Below are 26,254 nucleotides of genomic sequence, written 5' to 3'. Positions count from 1 at the left end.
AAGACGATGACAAACGCCTCACCGATTCAAACGAAACGATTGACGCTCATTTTAATTTTAGGATCACTCGCGGCACTGGGTCCGCTGTCGATTGACATGTATTTACCGGCGTTTCCCGACATGTCGCGCTCGTTTGGCGCCAGTGCCTCGTCGATTCAACTGAGCTTGACTGCCTGTATGCTCGGGATGGCACTCGGGCAGATTATCGTTGGACCGCTCAGTGACGTACGCGGACGAAAACGCCCTTTATTGATGGCGTTGTTCGCCTACTTGCTCGCCTCACTCGCCTGTGCCTTTGCACCGACGATTGAAGTCTTGATTGCCTTGCGGTTTGTTCAAGGGGCGGCAGGTGCATCGGGGATCGTCATTTCACGAGCGATTGTCCGTGATTTATTTGAAGGACCCGAACTGACGAAATTTTTTGCGGCGTTGTCGCTCGTCAACGGAACAGCACCGATTTTGGCACCGATCATCGGTGGGCAGATCTTACGGTTCGGAGACTGGCGGGTTGTCTTTTACCTTCTTGCCATTCTCAGTACACTGATGCTGATTGCCGTCGCCTTCCGGTTACCGGAAACACTCCCGGTTCATCATCGGGTGGAAGGGAACTTAAAAACGACGTTCCAGACATTCGGACGGTTGTTATCGGACCGGACGTTCCTCGGATACGCGTTCGCCCAAGCGTTTGTCATGGGAGCGATGTTCGCCTATATTTCCGGCTCGCCGTTTGTCTTACAAAATATTTATGGCGCCAGTCCACAACAGTTCAGCTTTTTGTTTGGGATCAACGGAATCGGAATCATCATCGCGGCGCAAACCGCGGGACGACTGGCCGGACGGGTCGACAGTGAGAAGATGATGCGGATTGCGTTAACGGTCGTTGCGCTTGCGGGTATCGGTCTCTTCCTTGCCTTGACCTTGTCGAGTTCCTTGATTTTGGTCATGATTCCATTATTCTTTGTCGTCTCGAGTGTCGGGATGATTTCGACGCTTGGTTTCACCTTGGCCATGCAAAATTATGGGTCGACGGCAGGAAGCGCTTCGGCGTTGCTCGGTTTGTTGCCGATGCTTGTCGGTTCACTCGTCTCTCCACTTGTGGGGGTGATGGGCGAAGATTCAGCCTTGCCGATGGGATTGATCATCATGACGCTTGATTGTTTGGCACTTCTCGTCTACATGCTGCTGATCGTTCGAAAAAAAGGATAAGCAGATCATGACAACGAAGCCGATTCCTGTTGAATCGGCTTTTTTTGTTGCGGATACACTCAGATTCCAGAAAAAAGTCAAAAAGGATTCCGTGGATTTTGAAACTATTTCCAAAAAGAGACCGTAAATAAAAGTGAGCTCAGCACGCAGGAAAGGAGCAGGCGGATGAAAAAACGACACTTGTCAGGTACACGGCCGGTACCTGAACTTCGTGATCAACGGACACTTGAAAGTCTGCTGGCACGGCATTATGCGGCACAAAAAAAGTATGACAGGCGGCGCCGCGAAGCGGACAGTCCTCGGGAACGGGAACTGGCCGGATTGTTATATGAAGAAAACCGGTATGCCTATCTTCAAGCTTACCGCCAACTCTACGGATCGAGTCCGTTCGTCGAGGTGACCGAAGATGGACGTTAGTACACTGTATCTTTACGCACTGGCAGCCGCTGCTTGCGGCGTCTTATTGTCCGTTGTTTTCTCCGATTTGATTCCGGGCATCGATCAAATCTTTCATCCGACGTTGATTTTGTCCTTTGTGATCGTGACGTCAGCTTTCGGTTTTGCTTTGGAGCATCTGACAGCACTGGGTTCACTCGTTATTTTGCTGATCAGTGCCGGAATCAGCCTTGTCGTCACGTCCTTATTGCATCTATTTATTTTTGTTCCCTTGGCAAAGGCGGAGCAATCAATCAGTTTTTCAGAACAGACCTTGGAAGGACGCAGTGCGATCGTCATCGTCCCGATTCCGGAAGCGGGGTACGGTGAAATTCTCGTCGATGATGTATCAGGACGAATTGCCAAATCAGCCGTTCTTTTTGAAGGTCCTGCTTTAGAACAAGGAACAAAAGTCATCATCATTGAAATGAAACAAGGCGTGGCGCATGTCATGACCTATCCCATCCAGTGGAAAGAGGAGATGTTTTCATGAATCCGATTATTATCGTAGCCATCATTGCCGGCGCTCTGATTTTGGCGCTGATTGCTTTATTCGTAACGAAATACCGGACAGTCGGACCGGAAGAAGCCTTAATCGTATCCGGGAGTTACCTCGGAAATAGTCCGACCGTCAACACCGATGAATCCGGCAACCGGGTCAAGATCATTCGCGGCGGCGGAGCCTTCATCTTACCGGTATTTCAACAAGCATCACCACTCAGTTTACTGTCGAGCAAACTCGAAGTGACAACGCCCGAAGTCTACACGGAGCAAGGGGTTCCGGTCATGGCGGACGGGACAGCTATCATTAAGATCGGCAGCTCGATTTCTGAAATCGCGACGGCAGCCGAACAATTTCTCGGTAAATCAAAGGAAGACCGGGAAGGCGAAGCCCGGGAAGTCCTTGAAGGTCATTTGCGTTCGATCCTCGGTTCGATGACGGTCGAAGAAATCTATAAGAACCGCGATAAATTCTCGCAAGAGGTCCAACGTGTCGCGTCTCAGGATTTAGCGAAGATGGGACTGGTCATCGTATCGTTTACGATCAAAGATGTCCGGGATAAAAACGGCTATTTGGAATCACTCGGGAAACCGCGGATTGCCCAGGTTCGCCGTGATGCAGACATCGCGACGGCTGATGCGGAAAAAGAAACACGGATCAAACGGGCGGAAGCCTCAAAAGACGCCAAAAAAGCAGAGCTCGAACGGGCGACGGAAATTGCGGAAGCGGAAAAAGAAAATCAGCTGAAGATGGCCGATTACCGCCGCGAGCAGGACATCGCGAAAGCGAAAGCCGACCAAGCATATGATCTCGAAAATGCGCGTGCCCAACAGGAAGTCACGGAACAACAAATGCAGATCAAAATCATCGAACGTCAGAAGCAAATCGAACTGGAAGAACGTGAGATTCTCCGTCGCGAGAAACAATATGATGCGGAAGTCAAAAAACGGGCGGACGCCGACCGGTACTCGATCGAGCAGGCGGCACAAGCCGACCGCGCGAAACAATACGCGGAAGCCGATGCCACGAAATACCGGATTGAAGCGTCCGCGAAAGCCGACGCTGAACGAATTCGTCTTGATGGTCTGGCCAAAGCGGAAGCGGAGCGGGCACAAGGGGAAACGGAAGCCGATATCATCCGTTTGAAAGGTCTTGCAGAAGCCGAAGCGAAAGAAAAAATCGCTCAAGCGTTCGAACAGTTTGGACAAGCGGCGATTCTCGATATGGTTGTCCGGATGATGCCGGAATATGCGAAACAAGTGGCGACACCGCTCAGCAACATCGACAAGATCACGGTCGTCGATACAGGAAGCGGGGAAGGCGGCGGAGCAAATCGGGTGACCGGATACGCCACTGACTTGATGGCATCGTTGCAGGAAACACTCAAAGCATCATCCGGCATCGATGTGAAAGACTTGATCGAAAACTTTTCGGGCAAAGGCACGACGAAACCATTGACGGTCAACTTGAACCAAGGGGAACCGGTCGCGTCGGGAACGAAGTCTGAATGAAACCGAACGTTGTCTTGACAGTGCTGTTCCTGCTGGTCATCGTAAATCTCGTTGCACCGCTGTCGCTCCTTGTCCTCGTAGCAATCGCTGCGGCGTTCGGGCTGTACAAAGGCTATACATCAGAGGGCGGAATCCAGAACATCTTTAACGTCAAGCGGGTTTCCTATTCGCTTCGCCATCCGCTGACGCGGGCGGAAGCGCTGGCTGCCGGTCTGATCGGTCTGTTGACGATAGATCTTCCCTACTTGTGGAACGGAATCCGGACAGGACTGTCCTTGCAAGACGTTGGCTATTTGTTCTTTGAACTGGTGACGTTGCTCTTGTTTGTATATGTGTTGTTCCGCTTTTTGGTACTCGGGCTTTTTGAACCGGGAACAGAGCGGACACCGTATGCATCGAGACGATAAAACAGTGAAATAACAGATTAAAAAACAAAAAATCCGGATGATCCAACCTTTCCTGATCAAGAAGAGGGGGGATCATTCGGATTTTTTTAATGTGAATAAAATCAAGCGGCTGTCAGGCCGGCAAATCATAGCCGATGACAAGCAGTCCCGGTCCGGTGTGCGAACCGATGGCCGCTCCGGCAATCGTAATCAAGACTTCACTTGGAGAGAACTGGGCTTCGATCAATTGTTTTAATTGTTCTGCCCGTTCGAGCGAGTCGCCGTGACCGATGATGATCCGGTGTCCGTCGATGGCAGGACGTGCTTCTTCCATCCATTCGACGATCCGGTTCATGACCTTTTTCTGACCACGGATCTTTTCTTTTGGAATCAGTTTCCCGTCTTCGACCGTCAACAGCGGAAGAATCGACAACAAACCGCCGATGAAGGCACTTGCCCGCGAGACACGCCCGCCGCGCATCAAGTATTCGAGCGATTCGACCGTAAATAAGTGTCGGACGGTACTGATTTTTTGTTCCGTATAGGTCTTCGTTTCCTCAAATGAATGCGTCTTTGCATATTCAGCGACGTCTAAGACGAACAGTCCTTGACCGGTCGAAGCGGTTTTCGTGTCGATGATCGCATACGGGACATCGGGATAGGTTTCAGCGAGTTCTGCTGCAAGCATCGTCGCGGTTTGGTAAGTACCGGACAGTTCGCTGGAAAACGCCAGATAGATAAACGGGTCACCTTGTTTAAAGTGCGCCGTAAAGACCTCGACCATCCGCGACACCTCGACTTGGAACGTTTTAGGTGCGGCACCTTCCCGCATTTTGGCGTAGAGTTCGAGCGGCGAAATGGATTCCCCGTCAAAAAACGTATCTTCTCCAATCAATACGCCAAACGGCATGACGGTAAAGTCATAGGCATTCAGTAATTCTTTGGGTGCATCGGCACCACTGTCTGTAATAAAACGTATCATGTTCGTTCTCTCCTTTATTCACCTAGGACTTTTTCATTTCGATCCAACATCCGACCCAGGTTTACACCGAAGCGTTCGTTCTCGATTTCGCTCAAGACGGACGGTGTGAGTGTCGCGCCGAGTTCCATCAAGGAGCGATAGACACGCAAGAGACATGATTCGACCGTTAACGGAAGCTGCAGTAACTCTTCAAGGGAAGCCATCGTTTCCGGGACGACGGTCGGATACACGAATTTAGTTGTTTCTCCTTGTAAGGCGGCAGCGTAAAAATCACGGACAAGTTGCGCTCGGGCACTGCCACTGCCGTTCACGCAGAGATAAATTTGGACAGCGACGCCTCCGCGGACACGTCGTTGTGAGATGCCGGCAAACTTTTTACCGGCAATCGATAAATCATACGATCCGGGACAATACGAACCAACGACCTCTCCGGCGACGATCGCATCGGTTTCTTCGGCGAACATACGGCGGACAAGAGCGAGCATCGCTTCATATCCGCTGTCGATATCAATCCCTCCGCGTTCCGGAAGAACAAGCGAGACGTTGAGGACGCCGGCATCGAGGACGACGGCAAGGCCGCCGGAATTCCGGATGACCGGTTGGAAACCATGGGCATGCAAAACGTCGATTCCTTGATCGAGATGAGGAAGACGTGCATCCTGGATTCCGAGGACAACGGTTTCGTGGTGGACCCACGAGCGGATGGCCGCACCCTCTGTAGCGACGGAGGCGCATAATGTATCGTCCATCGCAAACGATTGTGTCGCATGAAAGGCGTTTCCGAGTGACGTTTGATCAAAAATACGATAATGTTCTTGTTTTAAGAGTTCGATTCCCATAGGCTCGTTCCTTTTTTTCTGGATTTGCGACATCATTATAGCATAAGGCGATGTAAACTTTCTGTAAGAAGCAAGTGAAGGAACAGGAACAAACCGTTTCAGACCGAAATAGAACGATAGAGAACGAACCATTAAAAGGAGAGAGCGTATGTATCAGTCACTGGGGCAATTAAAAGAAACAAAGGTATTTAAGGATCCCGTTCATCGTTACATCTACGTCAGTGACCAATTGATCTGGCAATTGATCGGAACAAAGGAATTTCAGCGCTTGCGCCGGATCAAACAACTCGGAACATCGTTTTTGACGTTCCATGGAGCCGAGCACACCCGTTTCCACCATTCGCTCGGCGTATATGAGATTACGCGGCAATTGATTGACGTCTTTAACGGTCGTGCCGACTGGGACGATCAGTACCGTGAATTGACGCTTGTCGCAGCACTGCTGCACGACGTTGGACACGGACCCTTTTCCCATGCCTTTGAGAACGTCTTTGGCGTCGATCATGAGGAATGGACGGAACGGATCATCTTGGGGGATACAGAAATCAAGCAGGTTTTGGATCAAGTCGGTGAAGGGTTTGCGGAAGAAGTGGCGTCGATCATCAATAAAACCCACCCGAACCAATTGCTCGTGACGATGATCAGTTCCCAGCTCGATGTTGACCGGATGGACTACCTGTTGCGGGATGCGCACTTCGCCGGTGTCAGTTACGGGAAGTTTGACCTCGAACGGATGCTGCGTGTCCTGCGTCCGGCACCGAATCAGATGGTCGTCAAGCAGTCCGGCATGCACTCGATTGAAGATTACATCATGCGGCGGTATCAGATGTACTGGCAAGTCTATCTCCATCCCGTCACGCGATCGAGTGATTATTTATTAAAAGCGATTCTGGAACGGGCCAAAGAACTGTATACGGGCGATTACGAATTTGCGATTGATCCGATTCATTTAAGTCCACTCTTTACACAACAGATGTCCTTAAAAAACTATTTGGCGCTCGACGAGACAATCGTCTACTTCTACTTCCAACAGTGGGCGGAGGAGGAAGACGTGGTATTAAGCGATCTGGCACGTCGGTTCGTCGACCGGAAATTATTTAAATATGTCGATTACCCGGCTGATAAACGGGCGCGTGTTCATAAAAAACTCTGTTCCTTATTTGAACAGATTGGTCTTGATCCAACCTATTATCTGCTCGAAGACAAGCTCAGCCGCCTGCCGTATGACTTGTACGGGGACAATGGAGAAATCAGTAAACAACCGATCATGCTCCAGATGAAAAGCGGTCAGATGAAAGAGATTTCTCAAGTCTCGCCTCTTGTTCAAGCGATTGCCAATTCGCGTCAGACGGACGAGAAGCTGTTTTATCCCCAAGAAATCTTGCACGACTTACGCGAATTTGCGAATGAGAAGATGCAAATCGACCAATTGTTACTTGGAGAAGAGTCATGAACGACATCATCGCGACCATTTTACGGCGTGTCGGGTTGGAGCAAGAACTGATTGAACCGTTAAAAGGCGCCACTTCCTCGCATGTGTTTCGAGCGGGGGAGAGTGTCTTTCGAATTCATACAAACGCTGCATGGCTCAAGCAGGAACCGGACCTCGTCGCGCACGAGGTTTTTGCGTTACAGGCCGCAGGTCATCTTGGACCGGATGTTGAGAATTATCAATTGACGCAGGAGGGCGACATTCCGCCATGGATCCAAATGACGCATCTGCCGGGAACCGTTCGACTCGAGCCGCTCGATCGGTCCTATCTCAGACAACTGGCGAAGACGTTAGTGAGGATTCATCAACTGCCGGTCCCGGAACGCCGGTATCAGTATGCTCCGTATGCGACGCAACGAATGGTTCCGTCTTGGGCGAAACAAACTGAAGTATGGCAACGAGCTGTAGCAGAACCGCCGGCAGAGAGTCGGCAGATCCGGTTCATTCACCGTGATTTCCATCCGGTCAATGTGTTATACGAATCAGCTGAAAAGTATAACGTAGTCGATTGGATCAATGCCTGTGTGGGTCCGGTCGAAGTCGACGTCGCCCATTGCCGATTAAATCTGGCGCTGCTCGAATCACTCGAGGCAGCAGAGCAGTTTTTAGCTGAATATATCGAGTGGAGCGGATTTTCGTATGACCGAAAGTGGGATTTAACAGCTGTTTTTGATTTTGAACCTGAGACAATCGATGTGTATCCCGGTTGGAAAGCATATGGGAAGGCGAACATCAGTCGGGCCAATGTTCGGGAACGGATGGAAAACATTGTATTGAAAGTTTATGAAAATGACGAAAGCGGTTACTAAATGAACTTTACCCCTTGCAGTTCTTCCGAATGTTGATTATTCTAGTACTTGGGAAAGAGATTGAACGTCAGACCTCGTACTTATGTACAACTGATAAAATACACTATGGATTGAGGGATAGTTCGTGAAATATTTAATCGCAATACTTGGACTTGTCGTCGTGTTCGGCTTGGCATTCCTTGTCAGTAGCAACCGTAAAGGCATCAAATTGAAACCGCTTGCGGTCATGCTAGTGCTTCAGCTTGTTCTTGGATTCATCCTGTTGAATACGTCGTTCGGTTTTATCATCATTAAAGGGATTGCCCAAGTCTTTGATAAATTGCTCAGTTATGCAGCAATCGGTATCAACTTCGTCTTCGGCGGATTAGCGAACGAAGGGTCACAACCATTCTTCATCAACGTCCTGTTACCAATCGTTTTCATCTCGGCTTTGATCGGGATTTTACAGTTCACGAAAATTTTACCGCTTCTCATGCGTGGGATCGGCTTAGTTCTCTCGAAAATCAACGGCATGGGACAACTTGAGTCATACAATGCCGTAGCGTCAGCTGCAATCGGTCAGTCAGAAGTTTTCATCACGGTTAAAAAACAAATCGGTAAATTACCGCCGAACCGTCTGTATACGTTATGTGCGTCCGCGATGTCGACGGTGTCGATGTCAATCGTCGGAGCGTACATGACAATGGTTGAACCGAAATATGTCGTCACAGCCATCGTCTTGAACCTGTTTGGTGGATTCATGATCGTTTCGATCATCAATCCGTATACGGTTGATCCAAAAGAAGATATTTTGGAAATCGTTGAAGAAAAACAAACGTTCTTCGAAATGCTCGGCGAATACATCATGGACGGATTCAAAGTTGCGATCATCGTCGGAGCGATGTTGATCGGATACAATGCCTTGATCGGAATGGTCAATGACATCTTCTTGATGGTACTCGGCATCTCATTCCAAGACATCCTTGGTTACATCTTCGCACCGTTCGCCTTCATCATGGGGATTCCATGGGCCGAAGCGGTCAGTGCAGGTAGTATCATGGCAACGAAATTGATCACAAACGAATTCGTCGCGATGCTCAGCTTGCCTGAATACGCAAAAGAATTCTCAGAGCGGACACTCGGAATCGTTTCCGTCTTCTTGATTTCGTTCGCGAACTTCTCTTCAATCGGAATCATTGCTGGTGCGGTCAAAGGACTTGACGATCGTCAAGGTAGTGTCGCAGCAAGCTTTGGTCTGAAGTTACTCTACGGAGCAACACTGGTCAGCGTCTTGACGGCAATCGTCGTCAGCGTGTTACTGTAATTTAAATTGGGGTGACGATCCGGTCGCTCAATCAAAGAAGGACCTGATTTTTAAAATCAGGTCCTTCTTTTTTGTTGTTGTTCATATTCATTGCTTTAACCGCGCGAAGCAATCCCGACCCGTTCCCGGTGGAAAAGATCTTCCGTATAGACTTCATACGCAAAGCGGGCGACATTGATCCGTGGAATCGGACCGGTGTCTTGCGTAAAACGGTTGGATTCAATCAACACGTCCTCGATTGCCTCTTCTTCGACGAGTTGTGTCGGGCAGATGACGGTGTAATCGACGTCGGCATCTTTCAGCGTCAGATACGCTTTCAGATGATCTTCGGCCGCGACAGTTGAACGACGACGGGATTCGCTCGACTGGAACCGGTACTTGCCGGGTTCATCGGAAGCATCCAGAATGCCTGCCGTACCGACAAAGATGATGCGGTCAATCTGTTGTTCTTTCATTTTTGTAACGAGGTGGGGAATCGCTACCGAAAGAATTTGTTTTTGATCGGTCCCGAGACAGCTGAAGACAGCCGAGGTCCCTTGAACGACACGTTCGAGATCATCGACGTCGGTGGCATCCCCCTGGATGACTGTCAGATGGGGATGATCAGGCAAACCGTGTTGCTCAGAACGAACGAGTGCGTGCACCTCGTGTCCTTCTTGCAGCAGTAAGTCGAGTAATGGTCGTCCCGTTCTCCCGGTTGCGCCGAGTAAGCTGAATGTTGCCATGATAATTCATCCTTTCTCCGGTAAGTATATGGAACAGGAGGAACGATACGGTAGAATCGTTCCTCCTGAAAAGTGTTTATTTATCAGCGAACATCACGCCAGCTTGACCATAATCGGTTTTCTCCATCTCTTCGATGAAGACAGTAACGTTTTCTTTTGGTGCATCAACTGACTCAGACACAGCTGCTGTGACTTTTTCGATCAAAGCACGTTTTTGTTCAACCGTGCGTCCGGCTAACATTTTGACTGTAACGTAAGGCATTTCTATTCCTCCTTCTGGCATAAGTTCAACACGCCATCAGTATACCGTACGTCACCCGGGTTGCGTCAAACCGCACATGGAAATCGAAAAAGAAGGGTATAAGACAGGAGTAGCCTGTCGTAAGCAAGAAGTACTTACACTAACAAATGATGAGGATGAGGTGAAGGCATGGAGATGGAACCGGTGATTCGTAAAAAAATCCATACGCTACTGATTTTTGACCGCGCTTTACCAGAAGATGATACGTACCCCCTGTCAGGGGCAAAAGGTCTCGAGGTCGCGGAAGTGTTGTTCGGACAAAACATTCCGTTTGGACGGCTCGTGACGGACAAGGAACTGGCTGTACTTGTCGGCAACGAGGAAGCGAAACGATACGGGATGCTGACATTGTTACGTGATGATGTCCGATTTAAGCCGATTTTTCAAAATCGGAAACCAACGCCGGAAATTGAAGAAGAAATTTCGGAGCGCGTTCGGGAGCTGGCCAAACAATTGCGGGCCATCCGCTCAAGATGTTCGTCACTCGAGCGGGTCATCTTGTTTGGACGCGGTGCGCAAACGCTGTATGATCAAGCCTTAGTGCAGTTGGAAGAGCTGAATCCTCCCGCCCACGAAGAGCTGACTTCCCTTGAGTGTCATCGCTTACCGACGATTCGTCGTGTCACACGTGACCAGCTGGAGACGCTGAGACGATAAACGAAGACTTGCGCCGACTGTTGGATGCGGTATGATAGAAGCAACAGCGGTAAAAGGGGACGAGTAAACGATGGAAAAGAAAATTAACTTTAATATCATTTCAGATAACTCAACAGACGGACACGGTGGATTTGGTGTCGGAACGTTGAGCCTAAACAGCATGTCACCAGTCATCATCTCACCGGAAGATGGTGAAGCTTATATCGATATGGGCGCCATGCATGCCAAAGCGGCAATCGAAAAACGGATTAAGTTCACGACGGACAAAGCGGATACACCAAACGGGAAACCGTACTGGATCGTCTGGGTGACGGTCGGTCGGAAACCGGAAGGCTTTTATTACGGCGGCGTCGCAGCGTGTGACCTGTTAGTCGATGTCGAAGCGAGACGCGGCTTTAAGATTTTGGCGGATCATGTCAACAAGATGGACAAATCGTTAAAAGGTCGGATCGTCGTCAGTCATATGGATGAGATATCGAAACGATTGTTGCGTGAATTCCTGCAAACACACAAACCGGAGATGTGGGAGAATGCAGAGCCGGAATTACATGAAGCATTGGCTTAAAATAAGGGGCTGACTCAAAAGTCAGTCTCTCCAAAGACAAGGGTGGCAGAATGATAATCTGCCACCCTTGTCTTTTTTCAGTCTGCCCCTTTTGATGGATCACGTGCGTAATGTCACGACAATCAGCTCGGGGTGATTGAAAATCCGGAACGGGAACAGACTGTTGCCAAGTCCGCGGCTGATGATCATCTTTGTCTGCTCGATGGTATGTTGTCCCGCTGTCAGCTCCGGGAAAAATCCTTGACCCGGTGCATACATCCCGTCAGTCAACGGAAGCCGGATTTGTCCGCCGTGAGCATGTCCGGACAGGACGAGGTCCATGTTTCGTTCGGCATACAGCGGCAAGTATTCCGGGCGGTGCGCCATCAACAGTTGGAAGGCGCTGGTGTCGACTGCTGACTGGGCTTGATCGAGACTTTGACGGATTCCGTCCGGCTCTTGCAACCCTTCACTCCAGCGGGTCGTCGTCGGATCGTCGATTCCGAGCAATTCAATGAATTGTCCTTCCTGCTCAAGCGGAACGGATGTATTTCGCAGAACCGTTACGCCGAGCTGTTCAAGCTTCGGCAAAATCGTGAAATTACGCCGGACTTCGTGATTGCCGGTGACAAAGTAGACAGGGTAGTCTGCCGCCAATTTTTCCATCAGCAGAAGAGCATCTGCTTCACCGTCACGTCGGGAATCGATCAAGTCACCCGTCATTAAAATGAGATCGGGCTGGAGCTTATTAATTTTTTTCAAAAGATACTTCTGACGGGAACCAAACGATTTCCCGTGCAAGTCGGCAATCTGCAAGATTTTATAGTCGTCAAACGCGGCAGGCAGTTTATCCGATTGAACGGTTACTGCCGTCGTGTCGATTTGATTGTTTTCCCGGTACAAAAACCAACTGCTGAGAGCAAGAATCCCGAGTGGAATGAACCATTTTTTTTTGAGACGCAAGTCCCCACCTCTTTTCTTATCTTCAGCATACCAAAAAGACCCTGTCTTCCGCATGAGGGAGACAGGGTCTGACTACAGTTACGCTTCTTTTTTCAAATCGTCTGTTGCTTTCGCAGCATCCGGTTCATTGGAAAGATCCATGAACAGGGCGATCACCATCATCCCGACGACAAAGATGAACGGGAAGGCCGCGAGAACGGCTGCTGCCTGCAAGGCACTGAGCCCGCCGGCATACAGGAGAACGGCAGCGATGGATGACTGGATGATTCCCCATGTCAATTTGATACGCAGACTTGGCATCAAGCTACCACCGGAAGACAACATCCCGAGGACGTAAGTTGCCGAGTCGGCAGACGTGATGAAGAATGTTGTGATCAAGAAGACGGCAATGATGCTGAGGAACGTTCCGAGACCACCAAACGTCTCGAACAAGGCGAACATGCCGGTTTCGACACCTTTGTCGTTGACCGTCGAAATGAGATCAACGTTGTTGAACAATTCGTTCCAGATCGCAGATCCACCGAAAACGGAGAACCACAGCAAACCGAAAATCGTTGGCACGAGCATAATACCAAGAACGAACTCACGGATTGTCCGTCCTTTTGAAACCCGGGCGATAAACGTTCCGACGAATGGTGACCAAGAGATCCACCACGCCCAGTAGAAAATTGTCCACGCATTAATCCAGCCGCGTTCATCCGGATTAAAGGCTGATGCCCGGAAACTCATGACAGGCAGGTTTTGCAAGTAAGCGCCTGTCGTTTGGACAAACAAATCCATGATGAAACTGAACGGTCCGAGGAACAGAACTCCGACCATCAAGAGTGTCGCGAGGACGATGTTGGCGTTACTTAAACGAACGATTCCTTTATCGAGACCGGAAGCAGCACTCATCATATAGAGGACCGATACGACCAAGATGATGATCAATTGCGTCAAGAATGAGTTCGGAATACTATCGACGAGGAAATGAAGCCCCCCGGAAATTTGTTGAGCACCGAGACCAAGTGATGTCGCGACACCAAACGCAGTGGCAACGATGGCGAGTACTTCAACCGTTCCTTTACCTGCTGCTTCGTACTTCGGTTTCATCAGCGAGGCGACCGTGTCGCCGATTGTTGCCGGACGTCCTTTACGGAACGTCGAGTAGGCGATGGCAAGACCAACGATCGCATAAAGCGCCCACGGATGAAGACCCCAGTGGAAGAACGAGTAGCGCATGGCGAGCGGAGCAGCTTCCGTTGGATCGCTTGTCGCGACCGGTGGCGTATGGAAGTGAGTCAGTGGTTCCGAAACACCCCAGAACACAAGACCAATCCCCATACCGGCGCTGAATAACATCGCGAACCAGGAAATGAGTCCGTACTCCGGACGGTCCGAGTCTTTACCGAGTCGGATTGAACCGAAACGGGAAAAAATTAAGAAGATAGCAATTAATAAAAAGGCACTCATCCCAATGAGATAAAGCCAGCCGAAGCCGTTTGAGACAAAGTTTTGAGCGATTCCAGTAACATTGCCAAGATTTGCGGCACCAATGAGTGATTCAGGCAAGATTCCCCATATGGTAAAGAGCACACAGAAAATGACGGATACAATAAAGACGTTCGTGATCTTACTTTTTCGTTTATTTTCCATCGTGTTCAACACCTTCTTTCGAATTTTACATGTGAGTTTTGTGTTCTTTTTAGACAACGACATTAATAATTCCCGCGTTCTTTAAAAACAAAACCTTATCACGCAAGTTCTTACCGTAACAAACTTTGGAGGTAACTGGCAAATCACAATGGGTAATGACTAAAAGTGGAAGGGCTTCAATGACATGGAGTATTTTCAGTGGGAATCCCTTGATGGAGCGGTTCAGGCTTCCTGTTGTTAAGGGCGAAAATAACAGGAATATTTATTATTTCCCGCTTCTGCTTTTTTGTAACACACATCAACGAAGCAAAATAACAGACGTGCCGAAAGGGGTTTGATATCGTATCAAGTAGTCATCACATCATTAGGAGGAATCAACCATGCATCACGAGCAAACGAAACAACAGATTTTAGAAGCATTTCAGTTCCGCCATGCAACCAAGTCATTTGATCCAACGAAAAAAATAACAGCAGAAGATTTTTCATTTATTTTGGAGACGGCACGTCTTTCACCAAGCTCATTTGGCTATGAGCCGTGGAATCTGCTTGTCATTCAAAACGAAGCGCTCCGCAAAGAAATCCGGAACGTCTCGTGGGGGGCGCAAGGTCAACTGCCGACCGCGAGCCATTATGTCATCTTCCTCGCCCGGACAGGGGAACAGATGCAACCGGATGGGGCACATGTGCAACATATGATGGATGTGCTCGGTTTATCAGACGAAGCCAAAGCCGGTCGGACGAAACGATATGGCTTGTTCCTCGAAGAAGACTTTCAGATTGGTCGCAATGAAAAAGCGATGGCAGATTGGTCAGCAAAACAGGCTTACATTGCGCTCGGAAACATGATGTCGACGGCAGCACAAATCGGGATTGATTCCTGTCCAATCGAAGGATTTGATCAGCAGGCGGTCGAACACCTTTTGGAACAGCATGATTTACTGGATCGATCTGTTTTTACCGTCCCGGTCATGGTCGCCTTCGGTTATCGGTCGGACGAGCCAAAACGTGAAAAACAACGGCGGTCTCTGGATGAAATCGTCACATTCGTCGACTAAAAAACGGTTGAAAATTTTCGAATTATATAGAAGTTTCTTTCAAAGTCCGGTATACTCGCATTTGTATGATTAAGAAGCGCCGTAAACGCCACTCGCATACGAACAACTTTTGTCTTGATGAAAGAAAGGGGTTCTATCGCAAATGGAACAAAAATTAAAGTTATGGTTCACGGAACACCAAACGGAAGATTACGGTATCACATTCCGTGTCAACCACGTTTATGAGAGCGAACAAACGGAGTTTCAACGCCTGGAGATGGTTGAGACGGACGAGTTCGGTACGATGTTGTTGCTTGACGGAATGGTCATGACGACAGATCGAGATGAGTTTGTATATCACGAAATGGTCGCACACGTTCCACTGTTCACACACCCGAATCCAAAATCGGTTCTGGTTGTTGGTGGAGGAGACGGTGGCGTCATCCGCGAAGTGTTAAAACACCCATCAGTCGAAAAGGCTGTTCTTGTTGAAATCGACGGAAAAGTCATCGAATACTCGAAGAAATATCTACCAAACATCGCAGGTGGTCTCGACGACGCACGTGTTGAAGTCATCGTGGGAGACGGCTTCATGCATATCGCAGAAGCAGTCAATGAATATGATGTCATCATGGTTGACTCGACAGAACCTGTTGGTCCTGCCGTTAACCTGTTTACAAAAGGTTTCTACTCAGGAATCTCAAAAGCATTAAAAGAAGACGGTATCTTCGTCGCACAGTCGGATAACCCATGGTTCACACCAGACTTGATCCGTGATGTCCAACGCGATGTCAAAGAAATCTTCCCAATCACGAAACTCTACATTGCCAACGTTCCGACTTACCCGAGCGGTCTGTGGACATTCACGATTGGATCGAAAAAACATGATCCTCTCGCTGTCGCACCAGAGCGTTTCCACGAGATCGAAACGAAGTACTATACACCGGAACTTCACACAGCAGCATTCGCGCTACCGAAGTTCGTCAAAGATTTAACGATTTAATTGTACGTCAGGAGTGTTCCGTTTTTAGGGGCACTCCTTTCTATGACTGGAGGAATAATGATGCGTTTTGATGAAGCTTATTCAGGTAAAGTGTTTATCGCGAGTCAACCGACTCACGAAGATGCAAAAGGTGTATTGTACGGTATGCCGATGGACTGGACGGTCAGTTTCCGTCCCGGTTCACGATTTGGTCCAGCCCGGATCCGTGAAGTGTCGCTTGGACTGGAAGAGTACAGTCCGTATCTTGACGGCGATATCGCCGATGCAAAATTGTTTGATGCCGGCGACATTCCGTTACCGTTCGGCAATGCCCAAAAGTCACTCGACATGATCGAAGAATACGTCGATTCGTTGTTGACGGCAGGAAAGTTCCCGCTCGGTATGGGAGGCGAACACCTCGTCACATGGCCGGTCGTCAAAGCCTTCGACAAACATTATGATGATTTTGTTGTCCTGCACTTTGATGCACATACGGACTTACGCGATTCGTATGAAGGAGAGCCGTTGTCGCACTCGACACCACTCAAAAAAATCGCGAACTTGATCGGACCGGAAAACTGTTATTCGTTCGGCATTCGTTCAGGGATGAAAGAAGAGTTTGAATGGGCGAAGACGTCCGGTTACAACTTGTTTAAATACGAAATCGTCGAACCGTTAAAAGCCGTTTTACCGAAGCTTGCTGGTAAAAAGGTTTACGTGACGATCGATATCGATGTGCTCGATCCTTCGGCGGCACCCGGAACCGGGACGCAGGAAATCGGCGGTGTGACGACAAAAGAATTACTTGAAGTCGTTCATATGATTGCACGTGCGGATGTCGACGTCATTGGAGCCGATTTGGTTGAGGTCTGTCCGGCGTATGATCAGTCTGACATGACAGCGATCGCGGCTGCCAAGGTCTTACGTGAAATGATGATTGGGTTTATCAAGTAAAAACGAAAAGGTCAGATCCGTTTTGCGGAATCTGACCTTTTTTCGTCATATCAGAAGTTCATACAATCCGTATCCACCAAAACCCAGCAACAAGAAAGCCGACAAGTATTGAATGGAGCGGGAGAGAGCAGGAGAAATTTGTTTTTTGACGAGATGCATCAGTTGGCTTAAAAACAGCCACCAACTGGCTGAACCAAGAAAAATACCAAGCAGTAAGCTGAGTGGCGATACTGCTGTCTCCTGAAAACGGGCGAGAATGGCTAAAAAGGCAAGAATCGTCATCGGATTCATCAACGTGAGCAGTAAGGTCGATCCATATGCTACTGCTAATGAGGTAGTTGGCCTCGATAACGGAACCGCGTGTGTCTGCTTAAGTGTTTTCACGCCGAAGTAACAGAGAAACAGACTGCCGACGAATTGAAGCGGAACGGTATGTGTCACAAACAGCTGGATCAGTGATAAGCCGGATAAAGCGATCAGTCCATAAATTAAATCCGCTGTGGCGGCCCCTAAACCGGAAACGAATCCGAAACGTCTACCGAACTGAAGTGTCCGTTGGATACAGAGTAACCCGATTGGTCCAACCGGAGCTGCGATGGCGAAGCCAATCAGCAAACCGTTCATTACCATGGATCAATCCTCCGGAAGCAGCGGTAAAGCCGTCGATTCTTTTAATGTCCGCATGATAATCGTCGTTTTCGTCCGGGAGATGCCGTGCAGGCTTTTGATCTGGTTCGTGATGATATCGTCTAATTCTTCGGTATTGCGGCACCGGATTTTCAGCAGATAATCATCTTCTCCTGCGACATGATGGCATTCAAGGATATGCGGCAACTCCTGAATCCGTTGTAAAAAAGGATCACGGTGTTCGGGGCGTTCCAGGGAAACGGCAACGAATGCGCCAAGATCGTAGCCAAGCCGCGCAGGATCGAGAACAGTCTCGAACCGACGAATCATCCCTTGTTCTTGTAAACGGTTGACGCGGTCAGCTGTTGCGGGAGCCGATAAGCCGATGTGCTTTGCAAGAGTCGACCACTTCATTCGGGCATCTTGCATAAGTAACTTAATTATCTTCATATCCAATGAATTCATAATTAAAAACCTTCTTTTCTATTGTTTTTAATTATAATTTATTTCATTTAAAATAAAATCGCAATATGCAATTTTTGAAAAAAAAGCACACTCAAACATTTACAGAGGTTGTGATTTACTTTAAGTTTAAGATGTCACCACAAGGGAAATGTTCTAAGTGTAAAACGAAATGTTGGTTTGAGAGCGGAATACATTATGACATGAGAGGTGGAAAAAAAGATGAAAAAGATTTTATCTTTCGTTACAGCTGCTCTGCTATTCGCACTTTTTGTGCTCCCAGTAGGCGCAGCGGACCATCAGGCAATGGTACGTGTAATTCATGCTTCGCCGGATGCTCCAGCAGTTGACATCGCTGTCGACGGCAAAAAAGCCGTGTCAGGAGCGGAGTTTAAAGCAGTCACAGATTATCTCACTCTCCCAGAAGGAGAACATAAAGTAGAAGTCTTCGCAGCAGGTACAACAAAAGATCCTGTACTTTCTCAAACACTCAACATCGAAGCGGGAAAATTCTATTCTGTTGCGGCAATCGGTAAATTAGCAGACATCAAACTTGCTGTTATGGAAGATAACGGCAAAGGGGAAGATGGCAAATCAATGGTCCGTGTCGCTCACTTTGCACCGGATGCACCAGCAGTTGACGTCGCTCCAAAAGGTGGAGATCCACTCTTCAGCGACCTTGAATTCTCGAAAGTCTCAGATTACGGCACACTGGATGCCGGCACGTATGATCTTGAAGTACGCCCAGCCGGTGCGACAGATGTCGTCAAAGCACTAGATGGTATCAAGCTCGACAGTGGCAAAAACTATACAGCACTTGCAATTGGTTTACTTGAAGGAGAACCAGCCTTCGACGTCCTCTTGATTCCAGATGGCGGTGAAATGGCCGCAATGCCGGACACTGGTCTCGGCGGAACAACGGAAAACTCTTCAATGGCAACAACTTGGGCACTCGTAGCACTTGCTGGAGCAGCACTTGTTGGGACAGCCTATGTCGTCCGTCGTAAAGAAAACGCGTAATCTCCTTTTATTCTGTACCGTGATGCTCGCTGGGTGTGGAGGAGCAGAGAAACCGGCTGCTCCGTCCGTACCACAGTCAGAGGAACCGGCATCACCTGTCGTTGAGCAACCGAAGCCAAAATCAACTGAGAAACAGACGGAACCATTTGTTCCGGCACGTTTACGTATTCCGACCATCGACGTGGATACAAAAGTAGAAGTCGTCGGGAAGGATACGAAAGGGCGAATGGACGTACCAAAACAGACGGATCAAGTCGGATGGTACCAGTATGGGGCGAAAGCCAACCAGACCGGCAATGTCATTTTGGCGGGTCATTTAGATGATACGGATGGACCGGCAGTTTTTTATGATTTAGCGAAGGTCAAGCAGGGGCAGCGGATTGAAGTAATTTCAAAAACGGGTGAGAAAGTCTCATACGTGGTGACAAACGTGAAGTCTTATCCCGTTGATCAAGCACCGGTCGGATCGATTTTTGGTGCGACACTTGCACAACGTTTAACCTTGATTACTTGTATCGGAACGTTCACCCAATCGAAAGGGTACGATGAACGATTGGTCGTGACGGCGGAACAGGAGAAATAACAAAAGGACCAATCCATAACGGATTGGTCCTTTTGTTTAGTCAAAACGGATTGGAAAAACGATTTCCGGCGGAATTAGGCGTTGACTTCAGAAGCCGCGACGAGATCCGTTGTTAAAGCAGACAACCCTTGTGTCGTTTGACTGATGCCTTGGATCGTTTGGACGATTTGACTTAAATCATTTTTATTACGTCCGAACATGTCTAAGTAGTTTTCCATCTCTTTTTTAACGGTGTGGATCCCGACTTTCACTTGTTGCAACTCATTGCGGGAAGCGGAGTTCGAACGCGTGATGTCCTCCATCTGTGACACCAACTCGTTGATGTTGCCGTTGTTTTTTTGAATTAATGTATTGATGCTGCTGCTGAGTAACTTCGCGTTTTCCGCCAAGTTGCGGACTTCGATCGCAACGACAGAGAAACCTTTCCCGTGTTCACCGGCCCGGGCGGCTTCAATCGACGCATTCAAGGCAAGCAAGTTCGTCTGATTCGCGATGTCTTCAATTCCTTGTGTCATCTTGACGATTTCATCCGACGTCGTTTTCAGTTGCTGAATGCTCGTCAACGACGTGCTGACTTGTTCCGTCGATTGGACGAATTGTTGCTCCATTTTTTCCATCTGCGTTTCATTTTCTGATGTCAATCCGACCAGATTGCGGCTTGTCTTTTCCGTTTGATCGGTTTCAGATAAGATTTGTGTCGCGCGACGACTCGTTTCCGAGATCGCACCTTCCGTCTGTTCGACAGTACTTGCGACTTCCTGGCTGACACGCACGACGTCTTGTAACAAACGGCTCCGTGATTCGTTTGCCGCACTGACTTCATGTAAACGGGCATCCACATATTGACTCGTCACGATTTGCGCATCGAGATTCATCGCGTGGTTGAGCGCTAAAATGGCATTCGACAACTGAGCCGGATCGTGTTGGAAATGCTCAACGATTTTCGGAATCAACAATGTATTAAACGCTGCGTAAGACGCGATGAACCAGGTCACCGGGACGAAGTTGCGGTTATGCGTTTTCCCCATGCGGGTCCGCATCGCCAAGAACTTATCATCCATGTTACCGGTCAATAAACTGCCGAAGTAGTCAGCAAACACTTTTTTGAGCCGTTCCCGTGTCGATGAGTTTTGAGCAATCTGGACCATCTCTGGATGCAGAAGCAAATGATCGAGTACTTGCTCGAGGACTTCATCCAAGATGCTGTTGACGACAGGTGCCATCGCTTTTAAGGTTTGCAGGTGTTCTTCCGTGTAGCCCATGTATTCTAAGCGTCCTGTTAAGCTCGGATCACTTGTTTTCGTAATAAGTCGTTTGTCTGGAAATCCGATTGTCGCCTGATAGGTCGACGTCGATGATTTAGTTTTAAATGGATTGCGCACGATTTGCCCCCGATTTTCTTGGAATTAAGATTTTTAGTGTCTTGTTTGTTATCGGCTGTTTCTGGAAATCCGATAATCGTTTTCTATAAAATTTAGTTCTGGCTGATAAAACATTGACCTGAAACAAAAAAACTCACGGTCTTGGACCATGAGTGAAATGACCTCTTCTGAAATGAAGGGTACGTGCTATATGTGTCAAACAATAATTAGACAGGTTGATCCTCTTGAAAGGCTTTTTTGGCGTCGACGATTGTCCGCATCCGGCTGACACAACCTTGAACGAACTGAATGTCGATCGACGTAAAGCGGGTGACAGGTCCTTTGGCTGACTCAGCGCTGAATGTGAAGGTTCCGAGATTCCAAAGTTCGATTTTAAATCGTTTTCCTTTGTTGTCATCGAAGTGTTCTACGAATTCGATTTTCGGTACCATACGAACCCCTCCTTGTAGAACCATTCCCGTTTTTTTCAAAATAAAAAAGCCAAACTGCGTGTTTCAGACAGTTTGGCGCAAAATATTTAAGCGGATGGAACGTCGTATCCGATTTCTTCAATGGCGTCGACAAGACGTTCTGTCGTGACGTCTTCGTGTGTCACCGTGACCGTGTTGTCCGCAAGTGAAACCGTTGCGTTGGTTACACCGTCCAACTCATTTAGTGCCGATTCGACACTCGCTTTACAGTGATTACATGTCATACCGATAACAGGGATGGTTGTTTCTTTCATGATAGATGTCCTCCTTTAGATAATGGAATACGTTTTAAGCGTAACGCATTTGTGACGACGGAAACAGAGCTGAATGCCATGGCGGCACCTGCGACCCAAGGGGCGAGGAGGCCGAGACAGGCAATCGGAATCCCGATTGTGTTGTATCCGAGGGCGAAGACCAGATTTTGCCGAATGTTTTTCATCGTCTGTTCACTGAGTCGAATGGCGGTGACGACTTGCTGCAGGTCGTGTCCAAGTAACGTGACGTCTGCCGCTTCGAGTGCGACGTCTGTCCCGCTGCCAAGCGCAATCCCGACGTCTGCCGTCGCCAGTGCCGGCGCGTCATTGATGCCGTCCCCGACCATGGCGACCCGTCGTCCTGTTGCCTGCAATGCTTTGACGTGGTCGGCTTTTTCAACCGGTAACACATCAGCGAAGACGTGATTTTGCGGAATACCAAGTTCGACTGCCAGCTGGTCCGCGACTTCCTGCCGGTCCCCGGTCAACAGGTAGACTGCTTTTGTTTGTTGCAGTTCTTGAATGACCTGCTTGGTGGTAGGTTTCAGTTCATCCCGGATGGCGTATCCGGCTTTGATTTCCTGATCAACTGCGACATACACGAATGTAGCGCCGGCAGCCGACCAGTCAGGGAGAGCAAGATTACGTTCCCGCATCATGCGTGCCGATCCGACGATCACGTCACGCCCTAAAATCACTCCGCTGACACCTCGTCCGGCATCAACGGTGAAGCGGTTGATGTCAAAGACGACATCCCGTTCCTCCGTAATCGCATGCGCAAGCGGGTGTTCCGATTTTTTCTCAAGTGCTGCCGCAAAATCAAGGGCTTCCTCCTGACCAAATGTCTTGACGACGACAGGCCGACCAACTGTCAACGTTCCCGTCTTATCAAAGACAACGGCGTCGACATGCTGTAACGACTCGAGTTGCGCACCACCTTTAAATAACACACCATGTTCGGCTCCTTTGCCCGTTCCGACCATGATGGAAGTTGGTGTCGCAAGTCCAAGGGCACACGGACAGGCGATGACAAGCACGGCGATTGCCGGACGAATGGCTTCCGCGAACGAACCGGTCGTCCACCACCAGACCGCTAACGTCAGCAAGGCGATGGCGACGACAATCGGAACGAAGACACCGGAAATCCGGTCAGCCTGCCGCTGAATCGGCGCTTTTTCCGTCTGCGCTTGTTCGACGACGCGGATGATGTTCGCAAGCATCGTCTCCTGACCAACTTTTGTCGCTTCAATCACGAGATGTCCGTTCGTGTTTAATGTGCCTCCGATGACGGCGTCGTTGTTCGTTTTATGGACCGGAAGCGGTTCACCGGTCAACATCGATTCGTCGAGATAAGCATCACCGGATACAATCATTCCGTCCACCGGAATTTTTTGTCCCGGTTTTACGACGAGCTGCATTCCGGTTTGGATCTGATCCATCGGGACGGTCCGTTCGACGCCTTGTTCCAGGACAACCGCATCGGTCGCCTGTAAGGAAAGAAGACTTTTAATGGCACCCGTCGTTTGTTGTTTGGCACGGTCCTCGAGGACTTTTCCAAGAAGGACAAGTGTGATCAACACGGCGCTGGTCTCAAAATAGAGATTCGGCATCGCCGGATGGATCAGCATTTCCGCGACCGAATAAAAGTAGGCAGCCGATGTCCCAAGTGCCACGAGGACATCCATATTGGCGCTTCCGCTGCGCAGGCTCTTATAGGCTCCGATATAGAACGGAGCACCGATGATGAACTGGACCGGTGTCGCCAGCGTGAACTGGAGCCACGGATTCATCAGGAATGGCAAATGGACCAGACTATTCGGGATGTGTGACACCATGCTGAGCAACAACGGCAAAGACAACAAGGCGGCGATCCAAAAGCGGTAGAGCATCCGGCGGTTTTGAACCTGTTCGTGCGGAGTCGTCTTAAGCGTGGCGCTGTAGCCGACTTTTTTTATCTTATCGAGGATCGTCTGCTCTTCCATGTCGTCCGGAACAGCAATTCGAGCAGTCTCAAGCGGCAGGTTGACCGTCGCTTCGACACCGTCCATCCGATTTAAGACCTTTTCAATCCGTGCGGAGCAGGCAGCACAGGTCATGCCTTCGATGTTGAGTTCAATCGTTTTCGACATCTGGATCCCTCCTTACTTCTTGAGACGCGCGATGACGGCCATCAGTTCATCGACATACACATCCGTGTCCTCGTTACCCGTTGCAGCATCGTGCATACACATCTTGACGTGACGTTCGATGATCTGCAGCTCGACTTGCCGGAGTGCGGCCTGAATCGATGCGGTTTGGGTCAAGATATCAATGCAGTAGCGGTCTTCCGCGACCATGTTGGCAATGCCGCGGACTTGACCTTCAATCCGTTTTAAGCGTTTCGTTAAGGCATCTTGTTCCTCGGATGAGCGGGGAACAAGCGGGTGATCATGCGCCATGAGAGGGCACCTCCTTTTGGCTTCTTTGTCTGGTTCGACTATACCATATAGGTATGGGGGGTACCAGTATAAAGATTCAACATAAAAAAACCGCTTCATCCAAAAGGATAAAGCGGTCGTAAGAACTAATTGATTTACTGATTTGAGACTTGCGGTTTGACGATTTGTTCATTCAACGACCGGTTGCTGATGATATCTTCGGCTTGTGTCGCTCGTTTGATGAAGAACGAGAGCACAAACGCAAGACCGGCGATAAACGTCGAGATGAAGAAGGCATAGTTGATGCCGTCGAGCGTCGCCTGCATGACGATTTGCTGTTTCATAGCAGCAGCAGCCTCGGCAGTCGGTTGACTCGTCATGTTTTTCGCCGCTTCCTGCGCGAGTTCTGTCCCGCGTGTCTTCGCATGGGTCGACATGATCGTGACGAGCAGAGCTGTTCCGATTGCACCGGAGACTTGCTGTAACGTATTGTTCATCGCTGTCCCGTGCGGGTAGTAACGGGTAGGCAACTGGTTCAGTCCGTTAGTCGAAACCGGCATCATGACCATCGACATTCCGAACATCCGGAGAGAATACAGGATGATCAAATGCGTATACGTCGTATCCATCTCAAGCTGACTGAAGTAGTAACTCGTGACGACCGTGATGAACAATCCGGTAATCGCCAGCGGACGTCCGCCAATCTTATCAAACAGTTTTCCGTTGATCGGCGACATGACAGCCATCAAGATGGCTCCCGGCAGTAACATCAGACCGGCATCGAGGGGAGAGATACCGCGAATCGTCTGAACGTAGATCGGTAAGAGCAGCATCCCGGAGAACATCGCGATCGTCACGACCATCGAGATGACTGACGACAGGGCGAACATCGGATACCGGTAAATTTTAAAGTTGAGCATCGGACGTTCCATCTTCAATTGACGCAGGATGAACGTGACGAGGGCGACAACTCCGATGATCAAGGCCAAGATGACATGGAGACTGTCCCATCCCTTAGAACCGGCAGAACTGAAGCCGTACAACAGACCTCCGAATCCGAAGGAAGACAAGACGACCGACGTAAAGTCGAGCTTGGCATTGGATCGTTCTTTGACGTCACGGAGTAAGACGAATCCGGTCACTAGAACAATCAAGGCGATCGGCGTGATGAAATGGAACAACATCCGCCAATCGTAATGCTCGATGATCCAGCCGGATAGTGTCGGACCGATGGCCGGTGCACCCATCATGATGAGACCGAAGAAGCCCATCGCGGTGCCGCGTTTTTCGATCGGGAAACTGACGAGCATGACGTTCATCAACAGAGGCATCATGATGGCAGATCCAGAAGCCTGAATCATCCGACCGGCGAGCAGGACCGGGAAGGCATCCGCAAAGCCGGCAAGAATCGTCCCGAGCGAGAACAAGGTCATCGCCAGCAGAAACAGGCGGCGGACCGAGAATTTTTGAATCAGGAAAGCGGAAGTCGGGATTAAAATCCCGTTAACGAGCATGAAACCCGTCGACAACCACTGAACGGTCGAGGTTTCAATGTTCAAATCCTTCATGATGGAAGGAAGGGCGATGTTAAGTAACGTGTTGTTTAAAAAAGCAATAAAGGCACCGATCATCAGTACGGCAATGATGCCATAGGGGGGACGAGCGGAAGCAGATTTTTCATGTTGCATGGGTTTCCTCCTTAATGAACTGGCAGTACACATTTCTATACGGTCGTTCTATCTGTTGTCTATCTTAATCTGATTTAACTTGAATTACAAA

At 49.1% G+C, this 26,254-nt stretch carries 29 protein-coding genes; 15 read left to right on the top strand and 14 right to left on the bottom strand.

What is annotated here, in order from left to right; all coding sequences use genetic code 11:
- Positions 1 to 6: 6 nt before the first annotated feature.
- The 5 genes from D3D03_RS12940 to D3D03_RS12920 all read left to right on the top strand — a co-directional run bounded on the left by D3D03_RS12940 (position 7) and on the right by D3D03_RS12920 (position 4,061).
- On the top strand, positions 7 to 1,206 hold the full coding sequence (locus D3D03_RS12940) for a Bcr/CflA family multidrug efflux MFS transporter (protein ID WP_119923779.1): 1,200 nt from the start codon (positions 7 to 9) through the stop codon (positions 1,204 to 1,206).
- 165 nt (positions 1,207 to 1,371) lie between these two features.
- Positions 1,372 to 1,623, top strand: a complete 252-nt coding sequence (locus D3D03_RS12935) for a hypothetical protein (protein WP_119923778.1) — start codon at positions 1,372 to 1,374, stop codon at positions 1,621 to 1,623.
- Positions 1,613 to 2,134: an NfeD family protein gene (locus D3D03_RS12930; protein ID WP_119923777.1), complete on the top strand. Its 522-nt coding sequence runs from the start codon at positions 1,613 to 1,615 to the stop codon at positions 2,132 to 2,134. Before D3D03_RS12935 ends, D3D03_RS12930 begins: the two co-directional genes overlap by 11 nt.
- Positions 2,131 to 3,654, top strand: a complete 1,524-nt coding sequence (locus tag D3D03_RS12925) for a flotillin lipid rafts scaffold protein FloT (RefSeq protein WP_028107163.1) — start codon at positions 2,131 to 2,133, stop codon at positions 3,652 to 3,654. The genes D3D03_RS12930 and D3D03_RS12925 overlap by 4 nt, the downstream gene beginning before the upstream one ends.
- A complete protein-coding gene (locus D3D03_RS12920; RefSeq protein ID WP_119923776.1) occupies positions 3,651 to 4,061 on the top strand; it encodes a hypothetical protein in 411 nt (136 codons plus the stop codon). The genes D3D03_RS12925 and D3D03_RS12920 overlap by 4 nt, the downstream gene beginning before the upstream one ends.
- A gap of 112 nt (positions 4,062 to 4,173) precedes the next feature.
- Here the strand turns inward: D3D03_RS12920 and D3D03_RS12915 are convergent, their stop codons facing one another.
- A complete protein-coding gene (locus D3D03_RS12915) occupies positions 4,174 to 5,022 on the bottom strand; it encodes a DegV family protein (RefSeq protein WP_026834182.1) in 849 nt (282 codons plus the stop codon).
- A 14-nt stretch (positions 5,023 to 5,036) separates the two neighbouring features.
- Positions 5,037 to 5,861: an octanoyl-[GcvH]:protein N-octanoyltransferase gene (lipL, locus tag D3D03_RS12910; protein WP_026834181.1), complete on the bottom strand. Its 825-nt coding sequence runs from the start codon at positions 5,859 to 5,861 to the stop codon at positions 5,037 to 5,039.
- Between the two features lie 148 nt (positions 5,862 to 6,009).
- Here lipL and D3D03_RS12905 point away from each other — a divergent pair, with 148 nt between their 5' ends.
- The 3 genes from D3D03_RS12905 to D3D03_RS12895 all read left to right on the top strand — a co-directional run bounded on the left by D3D03_RS12905 (position 6,010) and on the right by D3D03_RS12895 (position 9,465).
- The gene (locus D3D03_RS12905; protein ID WP_028107161.1) at positions 6,010 to 7,314 is read left to right on the top strand and encodes an HD domain-containing protein; all 1,305 of its coding nucleotides are present in this window, start codon (positions 6,010 to 6,012) and stop codon (positions 7,312 to 7,314) included.
- Positions 7,311 to 8,162 (top strand): phosphotransferase family protein, encoded by an 852-nt coding sequence (locus D3D03_RS12900; protein ID WP_119923775.1) that lies wholly within the window; start codon positions 7,311 to 7,313, stop codon positions 8,160 to 8,162. Before D3D03_RS12905 ends, D3D03_RS12900 begins: the two co-directional genes overlap by 4 nt.
- Positions 8,163 to 8,286: 124 nt before the next feature.
- Positions 8,287 to 9,465 (top strand): NupC/NupG family nucleoside CNT transporter, encoded by a 1,179-nt coding sequence (locus tag D3D03_RS12895; RefSeq protein WP_028107159.1) that lies wholly within the window; start codon positions 8,287 to 8,289, stop codon positions 9,463 to 9,465.
- Between the two features lie 95 nt (positions 9,466 to 9,560).
- Here D3D03_RS12895 and D3D03_RS12890 read toward each other — a convergent pair whose 3' ends face one another.
- Positions 9,561 to 10,190 carry an NAD(P)-dependent oxidoreductase gene (locus tag D3D03_RS12890; RefSeq protein WP_119923774.1) on the bottom strand — a complete coding sequence of 210 codons (630 nt, stop codon included), beginning with the start codon at positions 10,188 to 10,190 and terminating at the stop codon, positions 9,561 to 9,563.
- Positions 10,191 to 10,266: 76 nt separating this feature from the next.
- Positions 10,267 to 10,452 carry a 2-hydroxymuconate tautomerase gene (locus tag D3D03_RS12885; RefSeq protein ID WP_014969267.1) on the bottom strand — a complete coding sequence of 62 codons (186 nt, stop codon included), beginning with the start codon at positions 10,450 to 10,452 and terminating at the stop codon, positions 10,267 to 10,269.
- A gap of 168 nt (positions 10,453 to 10,620) precedes the next feature.
- Here D3D03_RS12885 and D3D03_RS12880 point away from each other — a divergent pair, with 168 nt between their 5' ends.
- Positions 10,621 to 11,148 carry a hypothetical protein gene (locus tag D3D03_RS12880; protein ID WP_028107157.1) on the top strand — a complete coding sequence of 176 codons (528 nt, stop codon included), beginning with the start codon at positions 10,621 to 10,623 and terminating at the stop codon, positions 11,146 to 11,148.
- A gap of 70 nt (positions 11,149 to 11,218) precedes the next feature.
- Entirely contained in the window at positions 11,219 to 11,713 is a 495-nt protein-coding gene (locus D3D03_RS12875; protein ID WP_119923773.1) for a YwhD family protein, read from the top strand.
- A gap of 99 nt (positions 11,714 to 11,812) precedes the next feature.
- Here the strand turns inward: D3D03_RS12875 and D3D03_RS12870 are convergent, their stop codons facing one another.
- A complete protein-coding gene (locus D3D03_RS12870) occupies positions 11,813 to 12,655 on the bottom strand; it encodes a metallophosphoesterase (protein WP_233550708.1) in 843 nt (280 codons plus the stop codon).
- Positions 12,656 to 12,733: 78 nt separating this feature from the next.
- Entirely contained in the window at positions 12,734 to 14,290 is a 1,557-nt protein-coding gene (locus D3D03_RS12865) for a BCCT family transporter (protein WP_119923771.1), read from the bottom strand.
- A gap of 380 nt (positions 14,291 to 14,670) precedes the next feature.
- Between D3D03_RS12865 and D3D03_RS12860 the strand changes: the two genes are divergently transcribed.
- The 3 genes from D3D03_RS12860 to speB all read left to right on the top strand — a co-directional run bounded on the left by D3D03_RS12860 (position 14,671) and on the right by speB (position 17,260).
- Entirely contained in the window at positions 14,671 to 15,345 is a 675-nt protein-coding gene (locus tag D3D03_RS12860; RefSeq protein ID WP_119923770.1) for an NAD(P)H-dependent oxidoreductase, read from the top strand.
- Between the two features lie 142 nt (positions 15,346 to 15,487).
- Positions 15,488 to 16,327 (top strand): polyamine aminopropyltransferase, encoded by an 840-nt coding sequence (gene speE / locus D3D03_RS12855; RefSeq protein WP_014969274.1) that lies wholly within the window; start codon positions 15,488 to 15,490, stop codon positions 16,325 to 16,327.
- A gap of 60 nt (positions 16,328 to 16,387) precedes the next feature.
- Positions 16,388 to 17,260 (top strand): agmatinase, encoded by an 873-nt coding sequence (speB, locus tag D3D03_RS12850; RefSeq protein ID WP_028107152.1) that lies wholly within the window; start codon positions 16,388 to 16,390, stop codon positions 17,258 to 17,260.
- A 45-nt stretch (positions 17,261 to 17,305) separates the two neighbouring features.
- Here speB and D3D03_RS12845 read toward each other — a convergent pair whose 3' ends face one another.
- The gene (locus D3D03_RS12845) at positions 17,306 to 17,890 is read right to left on the bottom strand and encodes a LysE family translocator (RefSeq protein WP_119923769.1); all 585 of its coding nucleotides are present in this window, start codon (positions 17,888 to 17,890) and stop codon (positions 17,306 to 17,308) included.
- A 3-nt stretch (positions 17,891 to 17,893) separates the two neighbouring features.
- Positions 17,894 to 18,352: an Lrp/AsnC family transcriptional regulator gene (locus D3D03_RS12840; RefSeq protein ID WP_119923768.1), complete on the bottom strand. Its 459-nt coding sequence runs from the start codon at positions 18,350 to 18,352 to the stop codon at positions 17,894 to 17,896.
- Between the two features lie 219 nt (positions 18,353 to 18,571).
- On the opposite strand from D3D03_RS12840, the gene D3D03_RS12835 reads away from it, so the two are divergent.
- Both D3D03_RS12835 and D3D03_RS12830 read left to right on the top strand, forming a co-directional pair.
- On the top strand, positions 18,572 to 19,369 hold the full coding sequence (locus D3D03_RS12835; RefSeq protein WP_026834168.1) for a DUF4397 domain-containing protein: 798 nt from the start codon (positions 18,572 to 18,574) through the stop codon (positions 19,367 to 19,369).
- Positions 19,329 to 19,952: a class F sortase gene (locus D3D03_RS12830; RefSeq protein WP_233550707.1), complete on the top strand. Its 624-nt coding sequence runs from the start codon at positions 19,329 to 19,331 to the stop codon at positions 19,950 to 19,952. The genes D3D03_RS12835 and D3D03_RS12830 overlap by 41 nt, the downstream gene beginning before the upstream one ends.
- 74 nt (positions 19,953 to 20,026) lie before the next feature.
- Here the strand turns inward: D3D03_RS12830 and D3D03_RS12825 are convergent, their stop codons facing one another.
- The 6 genes from D3D03_RS12825 to D3D03_RS12800 all read right to left on the bottom strand — a co-directional run bounded on the left by D3D03_RS12825 (position 20,027) and on the right by D3D03_RS12800 (position 26,163).
- On the bottom strand, positions 20,027 to 21,334 hold the full coding sequence (locus tag D3D03_RS12825) for a globin-coupled sensor protein (RefSeq protein ID WP_026834166.1): 1,308 nt from the start codon (positions 21,332 to 21,334) through the stop codon (positions 20,027 to 20,029).
- Positions 21,335 to 21,540: 206 nt separating this feature from the next.
- Positions 21,541 to 21,765 carry a hypothetical protein gene (locus D3D03_RS12820; RefSeq protein WP_026834165.1) on the bottom strand — a complete coding sequence of 75 codons (225 nt, stop codon included), beginning with the start codon at positions 21,763 to 21,765 and terminating at the stop codon, positions 21,541 to 21,543.
- An 86-nt stretch (positions 21,766 to 21,851) separates the two neighbouring features.
- A complete protein-coding gene (locus D3D03_RS12815; RefSeq protein WP_119923766.1) occupies positions 21,852 to 22,058 on the bottom strand; it encodes a cation transporter in 207 nt (68 codons plus the stop codon).
- Complete coding sequence (locus D3D03_RS12810) at positions 22,055 to 24,187, bottom strand: heavy metal translocating P-type ATPase (RefSeq protein ID WP_119923765.1); 2,133 nt, start codon at positions 24,185 to 24,187, stop codon at positions 22,055 to 22,057. The genes D3D03_RS12815 and D3D03_RS12810 overlap by 4 nt, the downstream gene beginning before the upstream one ends.
- Positions 24,188 to 24,199: 12 nt before the next feature.
- Positions 24,200 to 24,496 (bottom strand): metal-sensitive transcriptional regulator, encoded by a 297-nt coding sequence (locus tag D3D03_RS12805; RefSeq protein ID WP_028107147.1) that lies wholly within the window; start codon positions 24,494 to 24,496, stop codon positions 24,200 to 24,202.
- Positions 24,497 to 24,630: 134 nt separating this feature from the next.
- Positions 24,631 to 26,163, bottom strand: a complete 1,533-nt coding sequence (locus tag D3D03_RS12800; RefSeq protein WP_028107146.1) for a DHA2 family efflux MFS transporter permease subunit — start codon at positions 26,161 to 26,163, stop codon at positions 24,631 to 24,633.
- Positions 26,164 to 26,254 lie beyond the last annotated feature (91 nt).

This window comes from Exiguobacterium sp. RIT452 (assembly GCF_003598705.1).
Lineage (GTDB): Bacteria > Bacillota > Bacilli > Exiguobacteriales > Exiguobacteriaceae > Exiguobacterium_A > Exiguobacterium_A undae.
Note: the sequence above shows the minus strand (reverse complement) of the source record. Positions and strands in the feature narration are given on the sequence as shown.

Coding starts and splice junctions, on each gene's coding strand:
- D3D03_RS12940 (WP_119923779.1), top strand. CDS start 7: ATGACAAACGCCTCACCGATTCAAACGAAACGATTGACGCTCATTTTA.
- D3D03_RS12935 (WP_119923778.1), top strand. CDS start 1,372: ATGAAAAAACGACACTTGTCAGGTACACGGCCGGTACCTGAACTTCGT.
- D3D03_RS12930 (WP_119923777.1), top strand. CDS start 1,613: ATGGACGTTAGTACACTGTATCTTTACGCACTGGCAGCCGCTGCTTGC.
- D3D03_RS12925 (WP_028107163.1), top strand. CDS start 2,131: ATGAATCCGATTATTATCGTAGCCATCATTGCCGGCGCTCTGATTTTG.
- D3D03_RS12920 (WP_119923776.1), top strand. CDS start 3,651: ATGAAACCGAACGTTGTCTTGACAGTGCTGTTCCTGCTGGTCATCGTA.
- D3D03_RS12915 (WP_026834182.1), bottom strand. CDS start 5,022: ATGATACGTTTTATTACAGACAGTGGTGCCGATGCACCCAAAGAATTA.
- lipL (WP_026834181.1), bottom strand. CDS start 5,861: ATGGGAATCGAACTCTTAAAACAAGAACATTATCGTATTTTTGATCAA.
- D3D03_RS12905 (WP_028107161.1), top strand. CDS start 6,010: ATGTATCAGTCACTGGGGCAATTAAAAGAAACAAAGGTATTTAAGGAT.
- D3D03_RS12900 (WP_119923775.1), top strand. CDS start 7,311: ATGAACGACATCATCGCGACCATTTTACGGCGTGTCGGGTTGGAGCAA.
- D3D03_RS12890 (WP_119923774.1), bottom strand. CDS start 10,190: ATGGCAACATTCAGCTTACTCGGCGCAACCGGGAGAACGGGACGACCA.
- D3D03_RS12885 (WP_014969267.1), bottom strand. CDS start 10,452: ATGCCTTACGTTACAGTCAAAATGTTAGCCGGACGCACGGTTGAACAA.
- D3D03_RS12880 (WP_028107157.1), top strand. CDS start 10,621: ATGGAGATGGAACCGGTGATTCGTAAAAAAATCCATACGCTACTGATT.
- D3D03_RS12875 (WP_119923773.1), top strand. CDS start 11,219: ATGGAAAAGAAAATTAACTTTAATATCATTTCAGATAACTCAACAGAC.
- D3D03_RS12865 (WP_119923771.1), bottom strand. CDS start 14,290: ATGGAAAATAAACGAAAAAGTAAGATCACGAACGTCTTTATTGTATCC.
- D3D03_RS12860 (WP_119923770.1), top strand. CDS start 14,671: ATGCATCACGAGCAAACGAAACAACAGATTTTAGAAGCATTTCAGTTC.
- speE (WP_014969274.1), top strand. CDS start 15,488: ATGGAACAAAAATTAAAGTTATGGTTCACGGAACACCAAACGGAAGAT.
- speB (WP_028107152.1), top strand. CDS start 16,388: ATGCGTTTTGATGAAGCTTATTCAGGTAAAGTGTTTATCGCGAGTCAA.
- D3D03_RS12845 (WP_119923769.1), bottom strand. CDS start 17,890: ATGGTAATGAACGGTTTGCTGATTGGCTTCGCCATCGCAGCTCCGGTT.
- D3D03_RS12840 (WP_119923768.1), bottom strand. CDS start 18,352: ATGAATTCATTGGATATGAAGATAATTAAGTTACTTATGCAAGATGCC.
- D3D03_RS12835 (WP_026834168.1), top strand. CDS start 18,572: ATGAAAAAGATTTTATCTTTCGTTACAGCTGCTCTGCTATTCGCACTT.
- D3D03_RS12820 (WP_026834165.1), bottom strand. CDS start 21,765: ATGGTACCGAAAATCGAATTCGTAGAACACTTCGATGACAACAAAGGA.
- D3D03_RS12815 (WP_119923766.1), bottom strand. CDS start 22,058: ATGAAAGAAACAACCATCCCTGTTATCGGTATGACATGTAATCACTGT.
- D3D03_RS12810 (WP_119923765.1), bottom strand. CDS start 24,187: ATGTCGAAAACGATTGAACTCAACATCGAAGGCATGACCTGTGCTGCC.
- D3D03_RS12805 (WP_028107147.1), bottom strand. CDS start 24,496: ATGGCGCATGATCACCCGCTTGTTCCCCGCTCATCCGAGGAACAAGAT.
- D3D03_RS12800 (WP_028107146.1), bottom strand. CDS start 26,163: ATGCAACATGAAAAATCTGCTTCCGCTCGTCCCCCCTATGGCATCATT.